Genomic DNA, 23,870 nt, shown 5'->3' on the forward strand with positions numbered 1-23,870 from the left:
CTTTCTTGAGCTTCCTGGTCCCAGGATCGCTCCGAGCAGCGGTTTCCCGGCAGGGGCCGCAGGTCCCCGGCGGCGGCCGAGGGGCCCTGGCAGCGGCCGACGAGCCCCGGCGACGACGGGTCCGGGGCGGGAACGACGGGTCCGGGGCGGGGACGACGGGTCCGGGGCGGGCACGGGCTCCGCCGGGTGTGGTCACCCGGGGAGGAGCAGGCGGCTCGTCTCCCCCGGCTGGACGCTCACGGCCCGGTCGGCGAGCTGGATGTCGATGGGCGAGCGGTCCGACGGCGGCACCTCGATCTCCAGCTGCCCGCGCGACAGCCGCAGCCGTACGCCCCAGTGGCCCTGGTAGCGCAGGGCGAACCCGTACGAGGACAGTTCCGGCAGCGGCACCGGATCGAGCCACAGGGCCCCCTCACGGGTCTCCAGCCCGGTCAGCCCACGCTGTACCAGGTCGAGGCTGCCGGCCATGGCGCCCAGGTGGATGCCCTCGCCGGTGGTGCCTCCCTGGATGTCCGCGATGTCGCCGCGCAGGGCCTCCTGGCAGAAGGTCCAGGCCTCGGCGCGCCGGGCCCTGGCCAGGATCCAGCCGTGGACCAGGCCGCTGAGCGTGGAGCCGTGACTGGTGCGCCCCAGGTAGTAGTCGACGGTGCGCAGCCAGGTGTCCTCGTCCAGGCGGTGTCCCAGGCGGTGGAACAGCGCCCGGAGTTCGGCCGGGGAGAACAGGTAGCCGAGCATCAGCACGTCGGCCTGCTTGGACGCCTTGTAGCGGTTGACGGTGTCGCCCTCGGCCTCCAGGATCCGGTCCAGGCGCCGGATGTCGTCGTACCGCCTGCGGTAGTCCCCCCAGTCGAGTTCGGCGAGGTCGCCGTAGCCTTCGAACTGGCTGACGACGCCGTCGTGGAAGGGCACGTGCAGAGTGCGGGAGACGTCCTCCCACTGTTCCAGTTCGCCGCCGTCGAGGCCGGTGCGCTCGGCCAGTTCGCGTCGGCGCGGCTCGGGCAGGGCCGCGAGCACCTCGAGGGTGCGGGTGAGCACCCAGGCGGCCGTGACGTTGGTGTAGGCGTTGTCGTCGAGGCCGGGTTCCGGCGCGTCGGGGTACGCCTCGTGGTACTCGTCGGGCCCCATGACGCCCAGGATGCGGTGCCGCCCGAGGCGCTCGTCCCAGGTGGCCGAGTCCGCCCAGAAGCGGGCGATCTGCAGGAGCATCTCGGCGCCCTTGGTGTGCAGGAACTCGGCGTCCCCGCTGGCCTCGCAGTACTGCCACACGTTGTACGCGATCGCCGAGCCGACGTGGTACTGCAGATGGGAGTGGTCGGGCAGCCAGCGCCCGGAACGGGGGTTGAGGTGCAGGCGCTGTGTCTCCTCGCGCCCGTCGCTGCCGCTCTGCCAGGGGTAGCGGGCACCGCGCCGGCCGATCGCCCGCGCGGCCGAGCAGGCCTGCTCCAGGCGGCGGTGGCGGTAGCGGAGCAGGGCGCGGGAGACCTCGGGGAAGTGGAGGTCGAGGTACGGCAGGACGAACAGTTCGTCCCAGAAGACGTGCCCGCGGTACGCCTCGCCGTGCAGGCCCCGGGCCGGGACCCCGACGTCGAGGTCCGCGGTGTGCGGGGACAGGGTCTGCAGCACGTGGAACAGGTGCAGCCGCAGGACGGCTCCCGGCTCGCCGGGGACGTCGATGTCGGCCCGGCGCCACAGCAGGTCCCAGGCCGTCAGGTGGGCCTCGAGCAGGTCGTCGAAGCCGGGGGCCCGGCCCACGCGCTCGACCGCCGCCTCCAGGGGGTCGCTGATCGCGCGGTCGTGGGAGGTGTGCAGGGCGACGGTCTTGTCGACGGTGACGGTGCTCCCGGCGGTCAGGTGCAGGACGGTCTCCTGGACCGCCCGCCGCTGCTCGTGCCGCGCGGCGACCGGGGCGCCGGCCGACGTGAGGCGGGCCGCCATGCCGATACGGACGTCGGAGGTCCGGGTACGGCAGCGCAGCCACACCGTGTCCGCGGCGCGGGTGCCGGTGTGCACGTGGGTGAGGTGGCGGCCGTCCAGGTCGCGGTAGCGGGGCACGCCGGCGTTGGTGACGCCACCGTCGAGCGCGGCCTCGACCTCCAGGTCGGCGGAATGGCCCTCCAGGGTGAACTCGGTGCGCAGGGCGGCGAGATGGGGGTCCGCCATGTGCACGAGCCGCTGCTGGCGCACCGTCAGCACGCCTGCGTCGCCGAGGTCGTACCGGGTCCGCCGCTCCAGCAGGCCGGAGGCGAGGTGGAGCAGGAGGCGGTGGTCGAGCACCGTGGCCGTGTCCGGGGTGAGCCACTCCCCCGCGGCGAGCCGGAACCGCAGCGGGAGCCAGTTGGGGAGGTTGACCATGTCCTCGTTCTCGACGCGGCGGCCCGCCACCTCGGACGTCAGCCGGTTGTAGCAGCCGGCCGCGTAGGTGCCCGGATAGTGCACGCCGTCCGCGTCGCACTCCGGGAACGCGCCGCGGGTGGCGAAGTAGCCGTTGCCCAGCGTGCACAGCGACTCACGGAGCGGCTCCTGCCCGGGCTCGTACCCCTGGTACTCCCACACCCCGTCCGGCACGACGGCACCCGGCCCCTCGGCGAGCTGCCCCGGGCCGTCGGTGTCGCGCGTGCCGCCCGCCGGTCCGCCCGCGGTGCCGGACCGGCGGGACGGGCCCGTCCGTTCCGGCAACGGCACCACGGTCCCCTCCGCCTCCTTCCCCTGTGCGTGAGCGGGTTTCTCACACCCGCTGCGGTACGACCGTCACCGGGCACCGCGCGTGGTGCAGCAGCGTGTGGCTCACCCGGCCGAGTTGCAGGCCGACGTGACCGACCCTGCGCCGCGCGCCCACGATGACGAGGTCGGCGGCGGCCGAACGGTCGACGAGCACCTTGGCGGCCGGCCCCTCCACCGTCGTGCGGCGCACCCGGACCGCCGGGTGCTCGGCCGCCGCCTCGCGCAGGACCTCGTCGAGCAGGGCCGAGGCGCGCTCCTCGTGGTGACGGGCCCGTTCGTCCGCGGGCGCCGGAGGGCCGACGCTCTCGTGCGCGGGGCAGCGCCAGGCGCGCACGACGTCCAGGGTGCACGCCCGCGCCTCGGCCTCGCGGAAGGCGAGGCGCACCGCGTCACCGGCGGTGTCCGCGTCACCGGCCCCGAGGAGGATCCGCTCATGGGTGCCGGCCAGGGCGGCGGCATCCCCGCGGACCACGGTCACCGGGCAGTGCGCGCGGGCGGCGACGGCCAGGCCGACCGAGCCGAGGAGCAGTCCCTTCAGTTCACCGCGGCCGCGGGAGCCGGTCACCAGGAGAGCGGCGTTGTCGCCCTCGTGCAGGAGGGCGTCCGCGGGTTCCGTGGTGAGGATCGCGGTCGACACCTTGACGTCCGGGTTGCGCCGCCGGGCGCGTTCCGCGGCGGAGGCCACGATGTGCTCCGCCAGCACCTGCGCCGAGGGGCGTTCCTGCCCGCGGAACATCATGGCGCCCTCGTAGCGCTCCCAGAGGGAGGCGTGGACCAGCCGCAGCGGCAGGCCCAGGCGGGCCGCCTCGTCCACGGCCCAGTCGACCGCCGTCAAACCGGGATCCGATCCGTCGACGCCCACGATCAGGGGCAGTTCCGTCATCGTGCTCACCGCCTTCCGTCGGGCTGCCGTGCGAATGCAGCAGAAACCCTCTCTATCACCGTCGCACGCGGAGCGCCTACGGGGCAGGGGCGAAGGGGGCGGTCCGGGGGCCGGACGGCCCACCCGGTCGCCTCGGACGCCTGGGTCGCCTCAGGCGGCTCGGACGGCGTGGCAGCCGGCAGCCTGGAACCGGCGAGGCACGGACCACCGGGCGGGCTTGCCGCCGGCGGCCGCGGGCCGCTGACGGCGGCGGTGGGGGGGGCCGCTCGGCCCCGTGTCCAGGGCCGCTCAGGCCCTGGGAGCCGCGCCCCTTCCGCAGGACGCTGGGGGCACAGGCTCCGGAGGGAGGGGCCCACGGTTCCTCCCTCCGGACACGTCCCGACCGTTCGAGGAGAACCAGCCATGAAGGCCACCAGGGTCGACACCCTCATGGTCCGCGACGTCGTCACGGCCGAGCGCGACACGCCGTTCAAGGAAGTGGTGCGCAGGCTCGACCGGCACCGGATCAGCGGGCTGCCGGTGACCGACCCGGAAGGGAAGGTCGTCGGTGTGATCTCCGAGACGGATCTGCTGCTCCGGCAGGCGGCGGCCCCCGCACCGGGCGGTGGCCGGGGCTCCTGGGCGGAGCGGCTGCGCGGGCTGAGCCGGCGTGTCCGCCGTGACACGGCCAGGGCCCGCGCCGGCACGGCCGGCGGCGTCATGTCGGCTCCCGCGGTCACGGTGCGCGCCGACGCCACCGTCCGCGAGGCGGCCCGGCTCATGGCCGAACACGGCATCGAGCGGCTGCCGGTGGTGGACGAGGAGGACCGGCTGGTCGGCATCGTCACCCGGCGCGAGCTGCTCCGGGTGTTCCTGCGCCCCGACGAGGAGATCCGCCGGGCGGTGGAGCAGCGGGTCTTCGGCGACGCGCTGTGGCTGGCGCCGCACGTCGTCGAGGCCTCCGTCAGGAACGGCGTGGTCACGCTGACCGGCCAGGTGGAGCGGCGCAGCGACATCCCCGTCGCGGTGGGCCTGACGAGCCGCCTCGACGGTGTGGTCGCGGTCGTCGACCGCCTCTCGTACCGGCTCGACGACTCCCGTCTGCGGCCCGCTGACCAGGCGGCCCTGCACGGCATCACGGACGACTGGATGCGCCGGCTCTGAACGCGCCCCGGCCACCGCCGGCGAGGGCGCCGGCCGCCCGGCCGACGGGCCCCGCGGCGCCCTCACGAACGAGAGAAGGCAGTCATGGTTCCCCTGCTCCTGATCGGCGCCCTGGTCCTCGGCGCCTGCATGGTGTTCGGCTACAGCTCGTTCGTCGTGGGTTTCGTCCTCATGGCGGCGGGGCTCCTCGGTCTCATCGCGTTCATGTCCACGCGGGGCACGGTGCTCAGGCCCGGCGAGCGGGAGGCCGTCATCGAGGAACGGCACTACATCGGCGGCCCCGACGACCACCACCGCTACCGGTCCTGATCGTCGAGGCGCCGGTCCGGCCCTCCACGAGGAGCGGTCGACGCACAGGAAGTCGGCGTACGGGAAGGAGGAATCGACGTCATGATCACGGCACTCGTCTCGGTGGTCCTGTTCGTGCACGGTTTCGTCCATCTGCCGGTCTGGCTGGCGCCCACCGGCGGGGACGGGCCGTTCGACCCCCGGCACTCCTGGGCGCTGGCGGCGGCGGGAGTGCCCGGTCCCCGGGTCGCGGGGGCCACCGCCATCGGCCTGGCCTCGGTGACGTCGATGCTGTACGTCATCGCGGGCGCGGCCGTCGCCGTACAGAGCGACGGATGGCCGGCGGCGGCGCTCCTCGCCGCCTGCGTCGGCCTGCTGCTGAAGAGCCTGTGGTTCAACCCCTGGCTGTCCCTCGGCGTACTGCTCGACGCGGGCGTGGTCGTCGCCGTACTGACCGGCTGGCCCGCGTCCCTGTACTGAGCGGCCCGGTCACAGCACCAGGGACCATCGGCGGCCCGGCGGGAACCGCCCGGCCCACGCCGCGCGTCCGCCGCCGGAGCCACCCTGGCGGTACGAGAACTCTCCGGGAGGCTGCCATGACCGACATCGTCACCGCCGGAAGGATCGTGGTGGGCGTCGACGGGTCCGAGGCCTCGTCGTCGGCTCTGCGCTGGGCCGCGGAGCAGGCCCGGGCCCTGGGGGCGGAGGTGGTCGCCGTGCACGCCTGGGAGCCGACGGGGCCCGGGTTCGCCCCGTACGCCCCGGTCGCGGCGCGCCCGACCGCCGCCGCCGAGCGGGACGCGGCCGCGCGACGGCTGGCGGACACGCTGCGCGAGGTGCTCGGCCGGCGGTCCGACGTGGCCGTACGCGCCGAACTGGTCGAGGGTCCCGCCGCGCGGGTGCTCCTGGAGCGGGCCCGCGGCGCCCTCCTGCTGGCCCTGGGACGCACGCCGCACGAGTGGGGCGAGGCCCCGGTGATGGGCGCGGTCGGTCGTGAGTGCCTGCGGCACGCGCCCGTTCCGGTGGTCGCGGTGCCCGTGGCGCCCGCCCGGTTCCCGGCGCCGCTCACGCCGGCCGCGGGGCCGCGCGCGCGAGCGCCCCGCATCCCCGCCCACGCCGCGTCGGGGTGAACGTCATGACCGTCCTGGTGGGTTACACGACCGCGGACGGCTCCACCCGGGAAATCGCCGAACGGGTCGCGGACGGCCTGCGGCGGGCGGGACTCGTGGCGGAGGCCCGGTCCCTGGCCGAGGTCACCGACGCCGGCGCCTACGAGGCGTTCGTGCTGGGAAGCGCCGTGCACGGGCAGAGCTGGCTCCCCCCGGCCGTGGACTTCCTCCGGGACCACCTCGACGTGCTGCGGGCACGGCCGGTGTGGATCTTCAGCGTCGGGATGCCGGACGCGCTGCGCGGGCCGTTCAAGCGCATGGGGCCCAAAGAGGTGCCGGTGATCGAGAAGGGCCTGCCGGCCGGTCTCGGGTACCGGGACCACCGTCTGTTCTCCGGTGTGGTCACCGCGGCCCGGCTGCCGCGTACGGGCCGGATCGTCTTCCGCCTGATGGGCGGCCGGTTCGGCGACCACCGGGACTGGGACGCCATCGACGCGTGGACGGCACGGACAGCCGCCGCGCTGAAGGGCTGAAGGGCTGAAGGGCTGAAGGGCTGAAGGGCTGAAGGGCTGAAGGATAGGCGACCGCCTGACGGGCGCTGCCGGGCCGCTCCGGGGGGCGTGCGCGGACCTCCGGTGTTCCGCCGGGCGGGGCGGGGAGCCCACCGGGTGGGGCGTCCCGAGGGGACCCCTCGGTGGTGCGCGGTCGCGCGGCCGGCGGGGAACCGGCGTCCGGTGAACCGGTGTGCGGTCGCCAGGTCAGCAGGAGACCGGTGTGCGGCGGTCCGCCCGTCCGCTGTGCGGCCGCCCGCTGTCCGCCCGTTCGCCGGCCGTCCGCTCCTGGTGCCGGGCCGGCGGTTCCGGCGGCACGGCCGCCCGTCGGCGTGCCCGGCGTACGGCCAGGGCGTCGGCCACCGCGGCGATCGTGAACGTCACACCCGTCGAGGCGGCCAGCAGCAGCGCGAGCCGCTCCCGGCGTTGCGGTGCGAGAGCCGTACCCACTCTTCCTCACTCCTCCCGGTCCGACACTGTTCCTTCGCCTCCAGCCAACTCCCGTCGGCGCCTCGCCGCATGGGCCGACCGGCCCGGATGCCGCCGGGGAGCGGCCCCCTGTCCTCCCCGGCCGGCCGATCCCCACGCCCCCGGTTGGGCCGAAGGGCCCTCATCGGGGTCGAGCGGCCCGTGGCCCGCGCGGGCCGACGGGGACAGTCTGGAATCAGCGGAGCTGCCGTGGCGAGTCGGCGCCGGACCCGCGCGCCCGACGCGGCGCGGGCCGGCTCCGCCGCCGACGCCCCGAACACGCTCCGTACGCCCCACACGTCGGCCGCCTGCGGCCGGAGGCAAGAAGGGAACGGGAACGATGACCTCCATCACTCTGGCCGCGGGCCTTCCGGTCCAGCACCGTGAACAACTGATGCGGTACGCCCGCGAGGTCGCCTTCGACGTGGGCACCCGCATTTTCGAGGAAGGACGGCACGCCGACCGCTTCTGGATCATCAGGACCGGGACCGTCGCCCTCGACCTGCGGGTACCCGGCCGTCGCGCGGCGGTCATCGAGTCGATCGGTCACGGCGAACTGGTCGGCTGGTCCTGGCACTTCCCGCCGTACGTGTGGCAGCTGGGCGCCGAGGCCACCAGTCCGGTGCGCGCGTGGGAGTTCGACGCGGAGGCCGTGCGGGCAATGTGCGCCGACGACCCGGAGTTCGGCCGCGCGGTCGCGCAGTGGGTCGGGCGGGTCGTCGCCCACCGGCTGCAGTCGGCCCGCGTCCGCCTGCTCGACCTGTACGCCCCGTACGGCAGCGGCAGCCGCTGAGGTAGGGGCACTCGTCGGCCGACGACGCGCCCGCCGGACCGGCGCGCCGCCCCGGCCGTCCGGCCCCGGTCACCGCCGCCGCCCCGCGCGCCGGTCCGGCGGCGCGACTCCCTCACCGCCACTCAGCCTTCGGCACTCCGCCCACCACCACCCCGCTTCCGACACCCCGCTTGCGACACTCCGCTTCCGACACTCCGAGGAGCACATCATGTCCAGCAGTCCGCACATCGTCAGCGACGTCATGACGCACACGGTCGTGGCCGTGGGCCGCGACGCGCGCTTCAAGGACATCGTCCAGCTCATGGAGGAGTGGAAGGTCAGCGCCCTGCCGGTGCTGGAGGGCGAGGGCCGGGTCGTCGGCGTGGTGTCCGAGGCCGACCTGCTGCCGAAGGAGGAGTTCCGCGACGACGACCCCGACCGGTACACCCAGCGGAGCCGGCTGGCCGACCTCGCCAAGGCGGGCGCGCTGACCGCCGGGGAGCTGATGAGCACCCCGGCGGTGACCGTGCACGCCGACGCGACCCTGGCCCAGGCCGCCCGCATCATGGCCCAGCGCAAGGTCAAGCGGCTGCCCGTCGTCAACGCCGAGGGCCTGCTCGACGGCCTGGTCAGCCGGGCGGACCTGCTGAAGGTCTTCCTGCGGACGGACCAGGACATCGCCGAGGAGGTACGGCGGGAGGTCGTCTCCGTCCTCTTCCCCGCACCGGCCGAACCCCTGGGCGTGGAGGTCCAGGACGGCGTGGTGACCCTCACCGGTCACCTCCGCGACACCTCCCTGGTACCCGTCGCCGCCCGTCTGGTGCGCGCCGTCGAGGGCGTCGTCGACGTCGAGTGCGACTTCTCGGGCGGGTTCCCGCGCAGCGTGCCGAGCTGAGACGGGGGCTTCCGGGCGGCGGCGGCACGACGGGCAGCACGGGAGCCCGGAGGGGAAACCGACGGTGGGCGGCCGGTGGTGCACCGGCCGCCCACCGTCCCCACTGTCCCCACCGTGCCTGCCGTCCCTGTACGGACGGGCACCGACCTCGCGCGCGTGCCGGTCAGCCGGCGGGGACGACGACCACGGGGCAGTGGGAGCGGTGCAGCAGCGTGGAGCCGACCGCGCCGGGGTGCGGTCCCGGTCGTCCGTCGGTCCGGCGGGCGCCGATCACGACGACGGCGGCGTCCCGCGTGGCCTCCAGCAGCGCGTGCGCCGGTCCGGTGCGGACCGTGTCCATGACGACCTCCACCTGCGGGTGCAGGTCGCGCAGCGCGGCCAGGCCGAAGCGGGGTACGGCCTCGTCGGCCCGTTCCCGCCGGGCGAGCCGTTCCTGTCCCGGGCTCGTCGCGGGCACGAGCGAGGGCAGTTCGGGCAGGACGTGCCGGTGGGCCGGGGTGTGCAGCACCCGCAGCCGGGCACCGCGCCGCCGCGCCTCCTCGAAGGCGTAGTCGGCCACGGCCGCGTCGGCGTCGTCCGGCAGGTGCAGCAGTACGTCCCCGCCGCTGCGGTCGGCGTGGTCGCCGCGCACGACGAGCAACGGGCCGTGGGCGTGCGCGGCCACGCGCAGGCTCACCGAGCCGAACAGCAGGCCGCCGAGCCCTCCGAGGCCCCTGGTGCCCACCACGGTGAGGGCCGCCGACCCGCTCGCGTCGGCCAGTGCCCGCGCCGCGCCGCTCTCGGCGGCCACGGTCTCCACCGCGAGCCCCGGATGACGGCCGGCGACACGGGACGCGGAGGACGCCAGCACCGGTGCGGCCTCGTCGCGGTCGGGCACGGCGTGGACCACGCGCAGCGGGCAGCCGCGGCGGGCCGCCTCGTCCGCGGCGTGGTCCAGCGCCCGTACGGAGGCGAGCGAGCCGTCCACTCCGACGACCACTCGTTCCCGGACGACCGCTGGTTCCTGGTGCTGATGGTGGTGGGTCATGGCTTCCTCCCCTTCGGCTCCGCCCGACGACTGCGCGGCGGCTCACGGCCGATGCTCGTCCTCGGGCCGGGGCCGGGGCAGGGGCCGGGGGAACCCGGCGGCGCGCCGAACGGCCCCTCCCGCCGTGCCGTCCGGTCCCCCGTACGCTCGCCGAGCGCCCGTTCACCTCACCGCTGTTCCGCCCGCACGGCCACGGAGTCGTGCCGCTGTCCTCCGAGCACGACCTTGAGCGCGCCGGTCTCGGCGGCGTTGCCGAAGACGTCGTACGCCTCCTGCATGCTGTCGAGCGGGAAGGTGTGGGTGACCAGCTGGGAGGTGGGCAGCCGGCCGGCGGCCGCCATCCGCAGCAGGGTGGGCGTGGAGCGGGTGTCGACCAGGCCCGTGGTGATGGTCACGTTCTTGATCCACAGGTCTTCCAGGTGCAGCGTCGCCGGCTTGCCGTGGACGCCGACGTTGGCGACCCGGCCGCCGGGCCGGACCATCCGGGCGCACATCTCGAAGGTCTCCGGCACGCCGACCGCCTCGATGACGACGTCGGCGCCCAGGCCGTCGGTGAGGTCGGCGACCAGCTGCTCGGGGGCCTCCCGGGCGTCCGCGACGGTCTCCGCCCCGAGTTTGCGGGCGGCCTCCAGGCGGGACGCCGCCACGTCCACGGCGATGATCCGCTCGGGCGAGAACAGCCGGGCGGTGGCGACGGCCGCCAGCCCGACGGGGCCGGCTCCCACGACGACGACGGTGTCTCCGGGACGGACCCGGCCGTTGAGCACGCCCACCTCGTAGGAGGTCGGGAAGATGTCGGCCAGCAGCACGGCGTCCTCGCTGGTCACCGCGCCCGGCAACGGGTACACGGAGAGGTCGGCGTACGGGACCCGGACGTACTCGGCCTGGGTTCCGTCGATCAGGTGACCGAGGATCCAGCCCCCGCCGCCCCGGCACTGGCCGTACATGGCCTCGCGGCAGTAACGGCACCGCCCGCAGGCGCTGATGCAGGAGACCAGGACCCGGTCCCCCGGCCGTACCGTACGCACGTCGCCGCCGACCTCGACGATCTCGCCGACGGCCTCGTGGCCCAGCACCGTGCCGGGGCGCACCTCGGGTACGTCTCCCTTGAGGATGTGAAGGTCCGTGCCGCAGATGGTGACGGCGTCGACCCGGACGATGGCGTCGGTGGCCTCCCTGACGCCGGGGTCCGGCATCTCTTCCCAGGCGGACTGTCCGGGACCGTGGAACACATAGCCTTTCATGCCGCACCTCTCGGGTTCTCGCTCCGGGGCGGGAGCCTGGTCCCCGCGCCGCCGTCGGCGGGCGGAGCCCGGCTCCCGCGCACTGCGTTTCTCTCCCCCGACACCTCCAGCCTGTCCCATGGTCCCGGAATCCGCTTGGGCCGGACGGCCCCGCGCGCGGAGCGGGCCGGAGCGCCGGGGCGGCGCGCCGCCCGCGGGGGCCGTGCCGCGGAGGGCCCAACGGCCTCTCGGCGGGGCCGGGGCGGGTCCGTTCGGCCCAGGGGAGCCGCCCTCTCGGCCCCTGCCCCGCGCCCGGCTTCGCTGCCACCGTCGAAGAAGGACGAGGACGGGCGAGGAGGTGCCGGCGATGCGCGGCAGCAGGGGTGTGGGAATGCCGTGGCGGAGGCGGGACGATCCGCTGCGGCGCCACGAGGACGTCGTCGAGGCCTGGATCATGCTGGTGCTGTGGACGGTCGTGCTCGTCGGCGGGACCCTCGCCGGGTTCGTGACGGCCCACGCCGCCGTCCAGGCGTCCGCCCGGGAGCGTGCCGAGCGGCACCCCGTCACGGCCGTCGTGCTCGCCGACGTGCCGCGCGCCACGACGGACGTCGGGAACGTCTACCGGGTGAGGGCCGAGGTGCGCTGGACGGCTCCCGACGGCACCTCGCGGACCGGACGGACGCCGGTGAGCAGGGGCACCGGGGCCGGCGCGCGGATCACGGTCTGGCAGAACGACCGCGGCACGCTCACCCCGCAGCCGACGGGCGCCACCGAGGGCACCGTCGAGGCGGCCTTCTTCGGCACCGGCGCCGCGCTGGCCGTCGCCGTCGCCGCTCTCGGCGTCGGCGCTCTCGCGCGGTGGCGGCTCGACCAGGGCCGGCTGGCCCGGTGGGCCGCGGAGTGGGAGCTGATCGGCCCGCGGTGGACCCAGCGGACCGGATGACCGGCGGCGGGGGCGTCCGCCCCTGCGCGACGGTCACGCGCGCGTGCTGCGATGAACATCGAGGCGGCCGACCGCCGCCGCACCCCAGGAGGTGGCGTATGCGCCACGACGACCGCGCGGAAGCCGCGTCGCGGCCGACCCGTACTCCGCGGCACCCGTACCGCACCGACGTCGTGACGCCGGGCCCCCCGGAGGGGGCCGGGACGGCGCACGAGGCCACCGGACGCCCGGACGCACGCCCGGACGCACCCGCGCACGCGTCGGCGGCGGGCGGCCCGCGTGCGCCCCGCCGACCGGGCCCGGACTCCGGCGCCGTCGGCCCCATCGGCTTCATCGGCCCGATGGGCGCCGTCGGCCGCGCACCGGAGCACCGGGTACGGCTCGGCCGTCCGGTCCGCCCGCCGCGGCAGCCCGGCCGTGCCGCCACGGTGGCGGACGAGGCGCCGCCCGCCGCAGTCCCCGCGGACGGCAGCCGACGGTCGGCCCGCGGTCCGGGCGCCGACCGGGTGGGGGCGGCGGTTCCGGCCGGTGCGGAAGGTACGCCGGCACGGCCCCGACGGCTCGCCGAGGACTCTCTCCGCGCCAGGAGGTCTCCCCACGGTCCCGGTTCCACTTCCACGGGCGCCCGCCGGCGAACCGCGCCCGGTACCGGCCGGGGCGCGGCGCGCGGGCCGGCCGCGGCCGGTGCGGCCGCCTCGCCGGCGCTCGACGGAGCGGCGGTCGACGGAACGGCAGCGCGCGGGGGGACCCCCGTACCGGACGGGCCCTGGCCGCGGGGCGAGGTGGAGGTGCCCGCCGGACCGGTGCGGCTGAGCGGGCGGCTCTCCCTTCCCGCCGCCCCCTGGGCGATGGTGGTCGTGGTGCGCGGCTCGGGCCGTCACGGCCCGCGGGAACAGCGCTTCGCCGACGCCCTGCGCGGACGGCACCTCGGCGCCCTCCTGCTCGACCTGCTCGCCGAGGAGGAACGCACCCCGCACAACGTCCACGACGTCGTCCTGCTGGCCCGGCGTCTGCGCGCCGCCTCCCAGTGGCTCCGCCGCGAGATCCCCCTGCCGGTGGCCTACTTCGGCACGGGCACGGGTGCGGCTGCCGCTCTGGAGGCCGCCGCGGGCGACGACGTCCGCGCGGTCGTGTCCCGCAGCGGCCGTCCGGACCTGGCCGGGCCCGCCGCGCTCGCCGCGCTCGCCGCTCCGACGCTCCTGGTCGTCGGCGGACTCGACACGCGGGTGCTCGGCCGCAGCCGGGTGGCGGCCGACTGGATGCGCTGCGAGCACCGCATCGCCGTGGTCCCCGGCGCCGCGCACGCCTTCACCGAACCGGGTGCCCTGAACACCGCGACGGCGCTCGGCCTGGACTGGTTCACCGATCGCCTGCTCCGGCCTGGCCCCGCCACCGCGCGCCCCGGCCCGGCGTGACCGGCCGGCGGGCCGGTGACGTCGACGGGCGCGTGCGGGCCGTCCCGCGCGGCGAGCCCCCGGTGTCCGTCACGGTGACGGACACCGGGGGCTCGCCGGTCCGCTCCCTACGGGCTCCCGCGGTCGTGCAAGGCCTTCGCGACGCCCGCCGCCCACGACTCGATCACGGCGAAGTCGCGGAAGTCGCCGCCCTTCCCGGACCGGACGATCATGCGGGCGATGCGTCCCTTGGCCCCCTCCTCCAGCCGCCCGCCGAAGGTGACGTGCTCGCCGACGTCGAGCTTTTCCATGGCGCGCCGGACGCCGGGCACGGGCGGGATGTCCCGCTCGGAGGCCGAGGCGTCCAGCGGTCCGCTGCTGAAGAACCACACCGGGCGCCCGGTCAGTGCCCGGCGGTGGCGTCGTACGAAGCGGCGGGCGTCCTTGTGCCAGCGTCCGGCGTACAGTCCGCCGCCGACCACCACGGCGTCGTAGGGCGCCACGTCCGTCACGGACCCGGCGGGCAGTGCCTCGGCCGCGAGCCCGTCCTTGCGAAGGACCTCCGCGACCGCCTCCGCGATCTGCGCCGTCGAGCCGTTCTTCGTCGCGTAGGCGACCAGTACGTTGTCCGGCATGGCGATCCGCCTCCTCTCAGATGCGTCTCCCGGACGCGTCTCCCGGACGCGTCTCCCGGACGCGTCCCTCAGATGCGTCGCGGCCGTTCGCCGGCCACGCCGTGCGGGACCCGGCTGTCGGGCCGGGGCCGGGTGTCGTCCGTCCGGTAGGTGAGTCTGTCGACCACGGCGACCACGCCGTCCGTCCGACGGGCCATGGCCACGGCGATCTCGGTCCCGCTCCTGCGCTCCATGCGACCGTCCAGGGTGACCACGCCTTCCGTCACGAAGACGTCGACGCTCCTGGGCGGCAGCCACAGTGCTTTCACCAGTATCTCCTCGATCACCTCCCGGCGGATCTCGGCGTCGGGCCGCAGGAAGATCCGCATCAGGTCGTGCCGGGTGACGATGCCGACCAGCCGGCCCCCGGCGTCGAGCACCGGCAGCCGCTCCACGTGCCGCCGGGCCATGGTGCGGGCGGCCCGGACGACGGTGTCGTCGGCGTGCGTGGTGACGGGCGGCGCGGTCATGAGCTGTCCGGCGGTGCGGGCCCTCGCCCGGGCCGCCCGCCGCCGGGCGCCGGGCGTGAGCGCGGGGAGTCCGGCGCGCCGGGCGGCCCGGCGGAAGACGGGTGTCTCCCCCTGGCGCGTCATCAGGTCCGTCTCGGAGACGACACCGATGACGTGGTCGTGCTCGTCGACCACCGGCAGTCCGCCGATGCGGTGCTCGGCGAGCAGCCGCGCGACGGCCTTGAAGGGGGTGCCGTACTCGGCTCGGACGACGTCGGTGGTCATCACGGACGCGACCTCGGCGTTTCTCATGGTCCTGCCTCCTCAGCGGAGCCGGCGCAGAAAGGGGTCGTGGGCCCGGCGCGGCAGCAGCCGGATCCGCGCGTCGAGCACGGAGACCGGGCCGGGGCCCGCGAGGACCGGGTCGAGCTCGGCCTCGGCGAGCTGCGGCAGGTCGCCCGCCAGCCGGGAGAGCCGCGCCAGCAGCTGTTCCAGGCCCTCGAGGTCGACGGGGCCGTCGCCGTGCGCGCCGAACAGGAGCGGGGCGCAGCGCGGGGACGTGATCAGGTCGTGCACGTCGTGGTCGGTGAGCGGGGCGAGCCGGGCGGCCTGGTCGGCCAGCACCTCGGTGGCGGTGCCGCCGAGGCCGAACAGGACGAGCGGCCCGAAGACGTCGTCCTGGACGACGCCGGCGAACAGTTCGGTGCCGCGCTCGGCGAGCGGCTGCACGACCACGCCGGTCATCAGCCCGGCGAAGCGCGTCTCCAGGTCGCGGAAGGCGGCCCGCACCCGGTCCTCGCCCCGCAGGTCGAGGTGGATCGCGTGCTGTGCGCTCTTGTGGACCAGTCCGGGCCAGTGGGCCTTCATGACGACCCGGCCGTCGAGGCCGCGCAGCCGGTCGGCGGCGAGCACGGCGTCGTCCTCCGTCTCGGCCCAGGCCCACGGCGTCAGGGGGATGCCGTAGCAGGACAGGAGGTCGGCGCAGGTGCGGGGGTCGAGCAGGCCGCCGTCCGGGTGGGCGGCGAGGTGGGCCGCGGCGATCTCGTGGGCGCGTTCGGTGTCGACTCCGTCGGGGTCCACGACGGTGCCGGCCGGCCGGCGCAGCCAGGCCTCGCGTCGGGCGGCGTGGGCCAGGGCGCGCGCCGCCGCCCGGGGTTCCGCGTACGCGGGGACGCTGTCGTCGTCGGCGGCGGGCAGCAGGGTGACGGGCACCGCCTGGTCCAGGCGCACGACGGCGACCGGCCGCGCCCGCCGTCCCGGTCCCCGGGTGACGGCGCGCAGCAGGTCGTCGCCGGTGGCCTCGGCGACCGCGGTGGGGACGAGTGCCACCAGCAGGGCGTCGATCGCCGGGTCCTGCGCGAGCCGGTCCAGGCAGGTGCGCAGTTCGTCCTCGGTGACGGCCGCGGTGGTGTCCACCGGGTTGCCCACGGCGGCTCCGGCCGGCAGGGCGGCGCGCAGGTCGTCGACGAGTCGCGTACTGAACCGGGACAGGACGAGTCCTGCCTCGGCACAGGCGTCGGCGGCCAGGACGCCCACCCCGCCGGCGTTGGTGAGAACGGCGACGCGGGTGCCGGTGGGCAGCGGCTGCGTGTGGAACAGGGCGGCGGTTTCGAGGAGTTCGCCGATCGAGTGGGTGGCGGTGACGCCGGCCTGGGTGAAGAGGGCCTGGCGGGTCATGGTGCGGGTGGCCGCGGCGGCGGTGTGCGCGGCGGCGGCCCTGCGGCCGGCCTCGGTGCGGCCGGCGTCGACGGTCAGCACCGGCATGCGGCGCGTGACGCGCCGGGCGGTGCGGGAGAAGGCCCGTGGGTCGCCGAAGGACTCCAGGTGCAGCACGGCGAGGTCGGTGCGGCCGTCGCTCTCCCACCACTGGAGCAGGTCGTTGCCGCCGACGTCGTACGTGTCGCCGAGCGAGGCGGAGGTGGAGACGCCGATGCCGAGCCGGGACAGGCCTGCCAGCAGCGCGATGCCGACGCCTCCCGACTGCACGGCGACCCCGGCGGTCCCCGGCAGCGGACGGCCGGCGGCGAAGGTGGCGTCCAGGCACAGGCGCGGTTCGGTGTTCGAGATGCCGAGGCTGTTCGGGCCCACCACCCTCATGCCGTACGTGCGGCAGATCGCCAGCAGGGCGCGCGCCCGGTCGTCGTCCAGCCCGGCCGTGACGACGACCAGGGCCCTTACGCCGGCCTTGCCGCACTGCTCCGCCACGGTCGGCACCGAGGCGGCGGGCCCGGCGATCACCACGAGGTCGGGTGTCGTGGGCAAGGAGTCGACGGAGGGGTACGACGGCACGCCGAGCAGCGAGGTGGCGCCGGGGTTGACGGCGAACAGACGCCCTGTGAAACCGCCCACGTGGAGGTGGTGCAGCAGGGCCCGCCCCACGGAGCCGGGGACCCGTCCGGCGCCGACGACGGCGACGGCGTCGGGCCGCAGCAGCGGCTCCAGGCTGGCGACGTCGGCGACCCGGCCCCGGGCCTCGACGGCGGACAGGTAGGCGTCGTCCTCGCCGAGTGCGACGGTGCAGCGGACGTCCGGTCCTGCCGGGCGGCGGTCGACGCGCAGGCCGAGGTCGGCGAGGAGACGCAGGGCCTCCCGGTCCTCGCCGAACGCGTCCGCCGTGAAGGTGGTGATGCCGTCCGACCGGGCCGCCGACACGAGGTGCTCGACGAGGAGGGTGCCCACGCCCCGGTGGTGCAGGCCCGCGGCGACGGCCACGAAGAGGTCCGCGGCGTCGGGCGCGCCGTCGGCGCCGTCCTGGGCGTCGTAGCGTGCGAGCCCGAGGACGCCGCCCTGTGCCTCGGCCAGCAGCGCGCGGTGGCCGGGCCGCGCGGGGGCGCAGGCCCGGTCGGCGGCCGTCCCGGCGGACCGGCCGTCCCCCGCGGAGGATCCGCGGCGCGGGTTCCCCGGGGACACCTCCTGGTAGAGCCCCTCCAGCTGGTCGTGGTCGCCCGGCAGCACGGGACGGATGCACACGGTGGTGCCGTCCGCGAGCAGGGCGTGGACTCCGGGCCGGCTGAGCAGGTCGTCCGTCATCGGGGCTCCTTCGGGGCTTGTCGCTACGTCGATCGTCGGGCGGCGCGCGGGGGAGGCCCAGGGGCTGTCAGGGCCGGTCGCGGGGCCGGTCGGCCCCCTCTCCACCGCCGACCGGGGCGCCGGTGACCGAGGGGCGGCGCTCCGGGCGGCGTCCGGCCGCGGCGGGCCGGCTTCCCCCGGAGCGACCGGGGCGCCTCAGTCGTGCGGGACGACCGCGACGGGAGCGGTGCAGTGGTGCAGCACCGCGTGGGTGACGTGGCCGACGTGCGCGCCGGGCCCATGGCGGCGGATCCGGCGGCCCACCACCACGAGCCGGGCGTCGCGGGACGCCTCCACCAGCTGCGCGGCCGGGCTGCCGTACCGGGAATCGGCCGTGATCTCCAGGTCCGGGAACTTCTCCCGCCAGGGGTGGAGCATCTCGGTCAGCGCGGTGGACTCGTACTGGGCGAGGGTCTCGTGGAGGCCGGGGTCGGCCGCCAGCGCGTAGGCGTAGGAGGGCTTCGGGCTCCAGCCGTGGACGACGCGTACGGCGGCGCCGCGGCGCGCCGCCTCGGTCAGGGCGAACTCGATCAGCGCCTCGCTCGGCCGGCCGGTGTCCAGCCCCAGCACGACCGGCCCGTGCGCGTCGCCCGTGCCGTGCCCGTCGGCGGGTGCGGGGGCGCGGACCAGGACCACCGGCCGTTCGGCGTGCGCCACGACGGCGAGGCCGACCGAACCGACCAGGAAGCCGCCGAGCCCGCTCATCCCGCGCGAGCCGAGCACCAGCAGGTCCGCCTCGGCGGCCGCCCGGCACAGCGCCTCGGCCGGGCCGCCGGAGAGCTGCTCGGTCCGGACGTCGAGACCGGGGTGCCGCAGGCGCAGTTCCTCGGCGGCCTCGTGCGGGATCCTCCCGGTCCCGGCGTCGGGGAGGGAGGCCTGCGCCATGGGCTCCGGAAGGGGCTCCCAGACCTGGACGAGCCGGAGCGGCAGGGTGCGCAACTGCGCCTCCCCGGCCGCCCACTCGGCGGCGGCACGGCTCTCGCGGGAGCCGTCGAAACCTACGGCGACGGTGTGGGACATGGTGTGCGTCTCCTGGGTGAGGGGCCGGGCGGACCGGCCTCAGGGGTGGTGGGGTGGGGGTCTCACTGCCGCGGCGGGCCCGGTCGGGGGCCCGCCGTGTGCGGTGCGCTCAGCGCAGCCAGCCGTTGTCGCGGACGAGGGGGAGGGCGGCCCAGCGGCGGCCGGCGCCGAGGGTGTCCCCGGCGGAGGCGGCGGCCAGGGCGATCAGGACGAGGGCGTAGACGAGGTGGTAGTCGGCGAAGGGGTTCGTCGACATGCTCGGCGCGCCGTCCGAGAGGTGCTGGGCCGGCGGCCACTCCGCCATCCACATCAGCGCCATCATCGCGGTTCCCGCCACCGCGGCGAGCCGCAGACCGATCCCCGCGACCAGTGCCGCGCCCACGCCCAGGAGGCCGAGCATGAACAGCCAGTCCGCCCAGGCGGCACCGGCCCAGGAGTGGAACGTCGACTCCAGCGGCCCGGCCGAGACGCCGCTGAGGAACCCCTTCGTCGGCGATCCCCCGTCGACCCAGGCCTTTCCGGACGGAGTCGCGTACCCGAGGCCGAACGCCTTGTCGAGGAACGCCCACAGGAAGACGAACCCCATCAGGATCCGCAGGCTCCCCAGGAGGCGGGCCCGCACGGTGTGCGTGCCCTCGAGTGCCGACTCGGCGGGCGCGGACGCCGTGGCCGCACGGCCCCTGCGGAACGACGGCAGGTGAAGACCCGCGGTGCGGTGAGCGTGCTCGTGCACGGCCATGGCGGTGATCCCTTCAAAGACGGTCCGGTCGGTTCCGGACACCACTCACTGTGCTGTGCCGGGCCACCCCCCACCGAGTGCCGAAGGGCCACGGCCGAGGGGCTGAACGTCCCCCGGTCAAGGGCCTGTTCGGCGGCGGGCGTACGGCAGAGGGGGCGAGCACGGCCCGGTCCGCCGCGGCCGGCCGGCGCGGACAGGGCCGTCCGGAGCCGGGCAGGGCCACTCGGCCCCTGGCCTTCGCGCTCTCCCGACACCACGCTGGGCCAGGACGACGACCGGCACCGCCCACGGCACGTGCGGGTCGGAAAGGAGTTCCGATGAGCACGACGACTCTCGACGTTCCCGTCCTGGAGAGGCTGATCGCCGCCGCCGCGGCGGCGCCCTCCGTCCACAACACCCAGCCCTGGCGCTTCCGGTACGTCCCGGAGACCCGGACGGTGGAGATCCTGGCCGCCACGGAACGGGGCCTGCGCCACCTCGACCCCACGGGCCGCGCCCTGCACCTCTCGGTCGGCTGCGCCGTCCTCAACCTGCGTGTGGCGGCCGCCCATCACGGCCATGAACCCGTCACGCGGCTGCTCCCCCGCCCCGGTCGGCCGGATCTCCTCGCCACCGTCCGCCTCGCCCGGCCGGCCCGCGGTACCTCGGCACCCGACCTGCACGACGCCGTGTGGCGCCGGCACAGCAGCCGGTTCCCGTTCTCCGACCGGCCCTTGCCCGGGCACCTCCTGGCCGAACTCGCCGAAGCGGCCCGGGCGGAGGGGGCGTTGCTACGCTTCCCCGGGCCGCAGGAGACCGGCCACGTGCTGCGGCTCACGTGGGAGGCGGAACGCCGCAACACGGTGGACGCCGACCGCGCGGCCGAGAGCCGGCACTGGGTGCGGGCCGCGGAACCCTCGGCGGTGGGCATGCGGGAGGGGGTCCTGGGCCTCCAGGACTTCCTGGACCAGGTACCGATGCGGGACTTCGGCGCCCACCGGCACCCGGCCGTCCTCGCGGCCCGCCCGTACGAGACGCGTCCGCAGCTCGCCCTGCTGTCCACGGCGCACGACCGGCGCGCGGACTGGCTGCGCGCCGGGCAGGCGCTGGAGCGCGTCCTGCTGTCGGCCACCGCCCACGGCGCCCGGTCCTCGTTGCTGCACCAGGCCCTCGAATGGCCGGACCTGCGCGCGCAGTTGGGGTCGCTCGGTGACGAGCGGCGCGGCCACGCGCAGATGGTGATCCGGCTCGGGTACGGCCCCGACGGACCGGCCTCAGCGCGCCGCGCGGTGGGAGAGGTCATGGACGTCGCACGCGGGCCGCTGTGATCCGCCGGGACTGTGAGGACGGCCCGGCGGGGCCGTGCGGAGGGCTGTCGGCACGGTGCGGGAAGGCCGTCGGCGCGGTGCGGGAGGCGGCCGGAGCCGCCGGTGCGGTGCGGGGGAACGAGGGGGCTCCCGTGTCTCGCGCGGACGACTCGGCGGGGCGGGGCGGGCGGGGGGGGGCGGGGGGGCCCCCCGGGGGGGGGGGGGGCCCCCGCCCCGGGGCGGGGGGGCGGGGGGGGGGGGGGGCGGCGGGGCCGCGGGCCGGGCGGCCCCCCCCCCGCCGTCGGGTCGGGGTCAGCCGGCCGCCGGACTCTCCGTGTCCCGCACCGGGGCGTGCCACACGAGCTCCGTGCCGCCGCCCTCCCGGTCGGCGTGTTCCATGTCCCCGCCGAGCTTCCTGGCCCGTTCCGCCATGTTGGTGAGGCCGCTGCGGCGGCCTTCCGCCGGGATGCCCACACCGTTGTCGGTGACCGTGAGGCGGACCTGCTTGCCGTCGGTCTCCAGCACGACCTCGGCGCGGTCGGCGCCGGCGTGCCGGGCGATGTTGGTCAGGGACTCGGACAGGACGGCCACGATGTGGTCGGCGGTGTCCTTCGGCACGTGGGTGTCGAGCAGTCCCTCCATGCGGACGCTGGGTGCGAAACCGAGGACGGGCGCGGCCTCTCCGACCACCCGTACCGCCCGGGCCCGCAGGCCGGGCGCCGCCTCGTCGCCGCGGGTGCGCAGACCGAAGATCGTCGACCGGATGATCTTGATGGTCTCGTCGAGGTCGTCCACCGCCCTCAGCACCCGCTCGGAAGCACCCGAGTGCTCGATGAAGCGGCCCGCGCTCTGCAGCGTCATACCGGTGGCGAACAGCCGCTGGATGGCCAGGTCGTGGAGGTCCCGGGCGATCCGGTCGCGGTCCTCGAGCAGCACGATCTGCTCGGCGTCCTGACGGCGTTCGGCCAGCTCCATGGCGACGGCCGCCTGGGCGGCGAAGACCCGCAGCGGTGCCATCTCCTTCTGGGTGAACTCGTTGCCGCCCGTCTCCCGGACCAGCAGCACCACACCGCGGGCGCTCTCGCCGGAGCCGATGGGGACGGCCACGGCCGGCCCCAGCCCCGTGAACCGCGGGGGGCCCGCCGAAGTCCGGTCGTCCCGGGCGATGTCCGCGCTGGTCAGCGGCGTGTCCTGGGCGAAGGCCTGGCCGATGAGGCTGCCTTCCTGGGGCAGTACGAGGCCCCGGTGCGCTTCCGCTTCCGGGCCGATGGCCAGTTCCACGGCGAGGGAGTCGGTGCCCTGCATCGGGATCGCCAGCACGGCGAGTGCCGCGCCGGTGATCTCCCGTGCCTGTTCGGCGATGAGCGCGAGGACGTCGCCCTGCTCGCTGCCGGACATCAGCCGGTGGGTGATCTCGGCGTTGGCCTGGAGCCAGCGCTCGCGCAGCCGGGACTCCTCGTAGAGCCGGGCGTTGTCGATGGCGACGCCCGCCGCGACGGCCAGCGTCGACAGGACCGCCTCGTCCTCCTCGTCGAACTGCAGCCCGCCGCGTTTCTCGGTCAGGTACAGGTTGCCGAAGACCTGCTCGCGCACCCTGATGGGGACGCCGAGGAAGGAGTTCATCGGCGGGTGGTTCGCGGGAAAGCCGTACGAGGCGGAATGTTCGGAGAGTTTCGCCAGGCGCAGGGGCTCGGGGTGCCGGATCAGCTCTCCGAGGATGCCGTGGCCCTCCGGGTACGGGCCGATGCGCGCGATCTGTTCCTCGCTGACGCCGACCGTGTGGAACGCCGACAGCCGGCGCCCGTCCGGGCCGATCACGCCCAGTGCGGCGTACTCGGCGTCGACGAGGGCCGCGGCGGCCTCGACGATGCTGTGCAGTGCCTGCTCTAGGTCCAGTTCCCGGCCCACCGAGAGCACTGCCTCCAGCAGGCTGTGGACGCGGTCCCGGGTGCCGCGGGCCGCGTCCAGGCGGGCCTGCAACTCCTCCAGGAGCTCGTCCAGCCGTAGCTGGGGCAGCCGCATCCGGGCCTGCTCCCCCTCGGGGCTTCCCACCCGTTCTCCTCCCGCTCTCCGCCTGTGACCGGCCGTGCCGCCGTTTCACTTCGCCTGCCACGGTAGCGGTCGGCGCCAATGGAGGATACGGGATCGTTTCGTCGTGGAGGAGGGAGCCCCGGGGAAGATCGTCAGTCGCGGGGCAGGCGGGCGGCGACGTACTCGGTGAGGTCGAGCAACCGGTTGGTGTAGCCCCACTCGTTGTCGTACCAGCCGAAGACCTTCACCAGGTCGCCGTGGACCTGGGTCAGCGGGGCGTCCAGGACGCAGGAGGCGGGGTCGCCGACGACGTCCCGGGAGACGATCGGGGCGTCGGAGACCCTCAGGACGCCCTTGAGCGGTCCGGCGGCGGCCTCCCGGTAGGCGGCGTTGACCTCGTCCGCGGTCACGGGGCGTTCGAGGACCATGGTCAGGTCGGTGAGGGAGCCGTCCTCGACCGGGACGCGCACCGCGCTGCCGTCGAGGGTGCCCGCCAGCTCGGGCAGGACCAGGCCGACGGCGCGGGCGGCCCCGGTGCTGGTGGGGATGATGTTCACGGCGGCGCTGCGGCCGCGGCGCAGGTCCTTGTGCGGGCCGTCGAGGACCACCTGGTCGTTGGTGTAGCCGTGGATGGTGGTCATCAGCCCCTTGACGACGCCGAAGTGCTCGTCGAGCACCTTCACCATGGGGGCCACGCAGTTGGTGGTGCACGAGGCGTTGGAGACCACGTGGTGCCGTCGCGCGTCGTACGTGCCTTCGTTGACGCCCATGACGACGGTGGCGTCGACGTCCTTGCCCGGCACGGACAGCAGCACCTTGCGCGCGCCCGCCGACAGGTGCCGGCCCGCCTGCTCGCGGGTGCGGAAGCGGCCGGTCGACTCGATGACGATGTCGACGCCGAGGTCGCCCCAGGCGAGGGCGGCCGGGTCGCGCTCGGCGCTCACGGCCACGCGGTGGCCGTCGACGGTCAGCGAGGTGTCGTCGTGGTCGACGGGCCGGCCGAGGCGGCCGTACGTCGAGTCGTACGTCAGCAGGTGGGCCAGCGCCGCCGGCGACGTGACGTCGTTGACGGCCACCACCTCCACGGGTGCCGCGCCGTCCGTTCCGGCGCGTTCCAGCACGCACCGCAGGTAGTTGCGTCCGATGCGGCCGAAACCGTTGATGCCCACACGTACGGTCATGTCC

22 protein-coding genes are annotated in these 23,870 nt (G+C 75.6%); 10 read left to right on the forward strand and 12 right to left on the reverse strand.

From position 1 onward, the window contains the following. Positions 1-192: 192 nt before the first annotated feature. Together ACH4N1_RS17835 and ACH4N1_RS17840 are read right to left on the reverse strand one after the other, a co-directional pair. The gene (locus ACH4N1_RS17835) at positions 193-2,565 is read right to left on the reverse strand and encodes a glycoside hydrolase family 65 protein (RefSeq protein WP_398098352.1); all 2,373 of its coding nucleotides are present in this window, start codon (positions 2,563-2,565) and stop codon (positions 193-195) included. Positions 2,566-2,725: 160 nt separating this feature from the next. After that, complete coding sequence (locus tag ACH4N1_RS17840) at positions 2,726-3,604, reverse strand: universal stress protein (protein ID WP_398098354.1); 879 nt, start codon at positions 3,602-3,604, stop codon at positions 2,726-2,728. A gap of 402 nt (positions 3,605-4,006) precedes the next feature. On the opposite strand from ACH4N1_RS17840, the gene ACH4N1_RS17845 reads away from it, so the two are divergent. From ACH4N1_RS17845 to ACH4N1_RS17865, 5 genes are all read left to right on the forward strand, one after another. Then, a complete protein-coding gene (locus ACH4N1_RS17845; RefSeq protein WP_398098094.1) occupies positions 4,007-4,747 on the forward strand; it encodes a CBS domain-containing protein in 741 nt (246 codons plus the stop codon). 84 nt (positions 4,748-4,831) lie between these two features. Further along, a complete protein-coding gene (locus ACH4N1_RS17850; RefSeq protein WP_398098096.1) occupies positions 4,832-5,056 on the forward strand; it encodes a hypothetical protein in 225 nt (74 codons plus the stop codon). Between the two features lie 81 nt (positions 5,057-5,137). Beyond that, positions 5,138-5,515 carry a hypothetical protein gene (locus ACH4N1_RS17855; protein WP_398098098.1) on the forward strand — a complete coding sequence of 126 codons (378 nt, stop codon included), beginning with the start codon at positions 5,138-5,140 and terminating at the stop codon, positions 5,513-5,515. Between the two features lie 116 nt (positions 5,516-5,631). Then, entirely contained in the window at positions 5,632-6,165 is a 534-nt protein-coding gene (locus ACH4N1_RS17860) for a universal stress protein (RefSeq protein WP_398098099.1), read from the forward strand. 5 nt (positions 6,166-6,170) lie between these two features. Then, a complete protein-coding gene (locus tag ACH4N1_RS17865) occupies positions 6,171-6,677 on the forward strand; it encodes a flavodoxin domain-containing protein (protein WP_398098101.1) in 507 nt (168 codons plus the stop codon). Between the two features lie 225 nt (positions 6,678-6,902). Here ACH4N1_RS17865 and ACH4N1_RS17870 read toward each other — a convergent pair whose 3' ends face one another. After that, entirely contained in the window at positions 6,903-7,145 is a 243-nt protein-coding gene (locus ACH4N1_RS17870) for a hypothetical protein (RefSeq protein WP_398098102.1), read from the reverse strand. Positions 7,146-7,503: 358 nt separating this feature from the next. Between ACH4N1_RS17870 and ACH4N1_RS17875 the strand changes: the two genes are divergently transcribed. Further along, positions 7,504-7,956 carry a cyclic nucleotide-binding domain-containing protein gene (locus tag ACH4N1_RS17875; RefSeq protein WP_398098104.1) on the forward strand — a complete coding sequence of 151 codons (453 nt, stop codon included), beginning with the start codon at positions 7,504-7,506 and terminating at the stop codon, positions 7,954-7,956. A gap of 208 nt (positions 7,957-8,164) precedes the next feature. After that, the gene (locus ACH4N1_RS17880) at positions 8,165-8,830 is read left to right on the forward strand and encodes a CBS domain-containing protein (RefSeq protein WP_398098105.1); all 666 of its coding nucleotides are present in this window, start codon (positions 8,165-8,167) and stop codon (positions 8,828-8,830) included. 163 nt (positions 8,831-8,993) lie between these two features. Here the strand turns inward: ACH4N1_RS17880 and ACH4N1_RS17885 are convergent, their stop codons facing one another. Together ACH4N1_RS17885 and ACH4N1_RS17890 are read right to left on the reverse strand one after the other, a co-directional pair. Next, positions 8,994-9,857 (reverse strand): universal stress protein, encoded by an 864-nt coding sequence (locus ACH4N1_RS17885; protein ID WP_398098106.1) that lies wholly within the window; start codon positions 9,855-9,857, stop codon positions 8,994-8,996. Positions 9,858-10,024: 167 nt separating this feature from the next. Beyond that, the gene (locus tag ACH4N1_RS17890) at positions 10,025-11,101 is read right to left on the reverse strand and encodes a zinc-dependent alcohol dehydrogenase family protein (protein WP_398098108.1); all 1,077 of its coding nucleotides are present in this window, start codon (positions 11,099-11,101) and stop codon (positions 10,025-10,027) included. A 346-nt stretch (positions 11,102-11,447) separates the two neighbouring features. Between ACH4N1_RS17890 and ACH4N1_RS17895 the strand changes: the two genes are divergently transcribed. Together ACH4N1_RS17895 and ACH4N1_RS17900 are read left to right on the forward strand one after the other, a co-directional pair. Then, positions 11,448-12,023, forward strand: coding sequence for a hypothetical protein (locus ACH4N1_RS17895; RefSeq protein WP_398098110.1), 576 nt, complete (start codon positions 11,448-11,450; stop codon positions 12,021-12,023). Positions 12,024-12,811: 788 nt separating this feature from the next. Beyond that, positions 12,812-13,438, forward strand: coding sequence for an alpha/beta hydrolase (locus tag ACH4N1_RS17900; RefSeq protein ID WP_398098112.1), 627 nt, complete (start codon positions 12,812-12,814; stop codon positions 13,436-13,438). A gap of 107 nt (positions 13,439-13,545) precedes the next feature. On the opposite strand, the gene ACH4N1_RS17905 is transcribed toward ACH4N1_RS17900, so the two are convergent. The 5 genes from ACH4N1_RS17905 to ACH4N1_RS17925 all read right to left on the reverse strand — a co-directional run bounded on the left by ACH4N1_RS17905 (position 13,546) and on the right by ACH4N1_RS17925 (position 19,368). After that, positions 13,546-14,052, reverse strand: a complete 507-nt coding sequence (locus ACH4N1_RS17905) for a flavodoxin domain-containing protein (protein WP_398098114.1) — start codon at positions 14,050-14,052, stop codon at positions 13,546-13,548. Between the two features lie 68 nt (positions 14,053-14,120). Further along, a complete protein-coding gene (locus tag ACH4N1_RS17910) occupies positions 14,121-14,852 on the reverse strand; it encodes a CBS domain-containing protein (RefSeq protein WP_398098116.1) in 732 nt (243 codons plus the stop codon). 12 nt (positions 14,853-14,864) lie between these two features. Beyond that, complete coding sequence (locus ACH4N1_RS17915; protein ID WP_398098118.1) at positions 14,865-17,570, reverse strand: GNAT family N-acetyltransferase; 2,706 nt, start codon at positions 17,568-17,570, stop codon at positions 14,865-14,867. A 195-nt stretch (positions 17,571-17,765) separates the two neighbouring features. Next, entirely contained in the window at positions 17,766-18,629 is an 864-nt protein-coding gene (locus ACH4N1_RS17920) for a universal stress protein (RefSeq protein WP_398098120.1), read from the reverse strand. 109 nt (positions 18,630-18,738) lie between these two features. Then, positions 18,739-19,368 carry a hypothetical protein gene (locus tag ACH4N1_RS17925; RefSeq protein ID WP_398098121.1) on the reverse strand — a complete coding sequence of 210 codons (630 nt, stop codon included), beginning with the start codon at positions 19,366-19,368 and terminating at the stop codon, positions 18,739-18,741. Positions 19,369-19,685: 317 nt separating this feature from the next. On the opposite strand from ACH4N1_RS17925, the gene ACH4N1_RS17930 reads away from it, so the two are divergent. Beyond that, a complete protein-coding gene (locus tag ACH4N1_RS17930; RefSeq protein WP_398098123.1) occupies positions 19,686-20,675 on the forward strand; it encodes an Acg family FMN-binding oxidoreductase in 990 nt (329 codons plus the stop codon). Positions 20,676-20,966: 291 nt separating this feature from the next. On the opposite strand, the gene ACH4N1_RS17935 is transcribed toward ACH4N1_RS17930, so the two are convergent. Together ACH4N1_RS17935 and gap are read right to left on the reverse strand one after the other, a co-directional pair. Then, entirely contained in the window at positions 20,967-22,676 is a 1,710-nt protein-coding gene (locus ACH4N1_RS17935; protein WP_398098355.1) for a GAF domain-containing protein, read from the reverse strand. 161 nt (positions 22,677-22,837) lie between these two features. After that, positions 22,838-23,866 (reverse strand): type I glyceraldehyde-3-phosphate dehydrogenase, encoded by a 1,029-nt coding sequence (gene gap / locus ACH4N1_RS17940; RefSeq protein WP_382793018.1) that lies wholly within the window; start codon positions 23,864-23,866, stop codon positions 22,838-22,840. Between the last annotated feature and the right edge of the window lie 4 nt (positions 23,867-23,870).

The sequence above is a fragment of the Streptomyces sp. NPDC017202 genome (assembly GCF_044331705.1).
GTDB lineage: Bacteria > Actinomycetota > Actinomycetes > Streptomycetales > Streptomycetaceae > Streptomyces.

What these genes read in the sequence shown, in the direction of transcription:
- ACH4N1_RS17920 (WP_398098120.1), bottom strand. Translation starts at nt 18,629, where the DNA reads ATGTCCCACACCGTCGCCGTAGGTTTCGACGGCTCCCGCGAGAGCCGT.
- ACH4N1_RS17885 (WP_398098106.1), bottom strand. Translation starts at nt 9,857, where the DNA reads ATGACCCACCACCATCAGCACCAGGAACCAGCGGTCGTCCGGGAACGA.
- ACH4N1_RS17850 (WP_398098096.1), top strand. Translation starts at nt 4,832, where the DNA reads ATGGTTCCCCTGCTCCTGATCGGCGCCCTGGTCCTCGGCGCCTGCATG.
- ACH4N1_RS17895 (WP_398098110.1), top strand. Translation starts at nt 11,448, where the DNA reads ATGCGCGGCAGCAGGGGTGTGGGAATGCCGTGGCGGAGGCGGGACGAT.
- ACH4N1_RS17915 (WP_398098118.1), bottom strand. Translation starts at nt 17,570, where the DNA reads ATGACGGACGACCTGCTCAGCCGGCCCGGAGTCCACGCCCTGCTCGCG.
- ACH4N1_RS17935 (WP_398098355.1), bottom strand. Translation starts at nt 22,676, where the DNA reads ATGCGGCTGCCCCAGCTACGGCTGGACGAGCTCCTGGAGGAGTTGCAG.
- gap (WP_382793018.1), bottom strand. Translation starts at nt 23,866, where the DNA reads ATGACCGTACGTGTGGGCATCAACGGTTTCGGCCGCATCGGACGCAAC.
- ACH4N1_RS17840 (WP_398098354.1), bottom strand. Translation starts at nt 3,604, where the DNA reads ATGACGGAACTGCCCCTGATCGTGGGCGTCGACGGATCGGATCCCGGT.
- ACH4N1_RS17860 (WP_398098099.1), top strand. Translation starts at nt 5,632, where the DNA reads ATGACCGACATCGTCACCGCCGGAAGGATCGTGGTGGGCGTCGACGGG.
- ACH4N1_RS17875 (WP_398098104.1), top strand. Translation starts at nt 7,504, where the DNA reads ATGACCTCCATCACTCTGGCCGCGGGCCTTCCGGTCCAGCACCGTGAA.
- ACH4N1_RS17905 (WP_398098114.1), bottom strand. Translation starts at nt 14,052, where the DNA reads ATGCCGGACAACGTACTGGTCGCCTACGCGACGAAGAACGGCTCGACG.
- ACH4N1_RS17880 (WP_398098105.1), top strand. Translation starts at nt 8,165, where the DNA reads ATGTCCAGCAGTCCGCACATCGTCAGCGACGTCATGACGCACACGGTC.
- ACH4N1_RS17890 (WP_398098108.1), bottom strand. Translation starts at nt 11,101, where the DNA reads ATGAAAGGCTATGTGTTCCACGGTCCCGGACAGTCCGCCTGGGAAGAG.
- ACH4N1_RS17865 (WP_398098101.1), top strand. Translation starts at nt 6,171, where the DNA reads ATGACCGTCCTGGTGGGTTACACGACCGCGGACGGCTCCACCCGGGAA.
- ACH4N1_RS17925 (WP_398098121.1), bottom strand. Translation starts at nt 19,368, where the DNA reads ATGGCCGTGCACGAGCACGCTCACCGCACCGCGGGTCTTCACCTGCCG.
- ACH4N1_RS17845 (WP_398098094.1), top strand. Translation starts at nt 4,007, where the DNA reads ATGAAGGCCACCAGGGTCGACACCCTCATGGTCCGCGACGTCGTCACG.
- ACH4N1_RS17855 (WP_398098098.1), top strand. Translation starts at nt 5,138, where the DNA reads ATGATCACGGCACTCGTCTCGGTGGTCCTGTTCGTGCACGGTTTCGTC.
- ACH4N1_RS17930 (WP_398098123.1), top strand. Translation starts at nt 19,686, where the DNA reads ATGAGCACGACGACTCTCGACGTTCCCGTCCTGGAGAGGCTGATCGCC.
- ACH4N1_RS17910 (WP_398098116.1), bottom strand. Translation starts at nt 14,852, where the DNA reads ATGAGAAACGCCGAGGTCGCGTCCGTGATGACCACCGACGTCGTCCGA.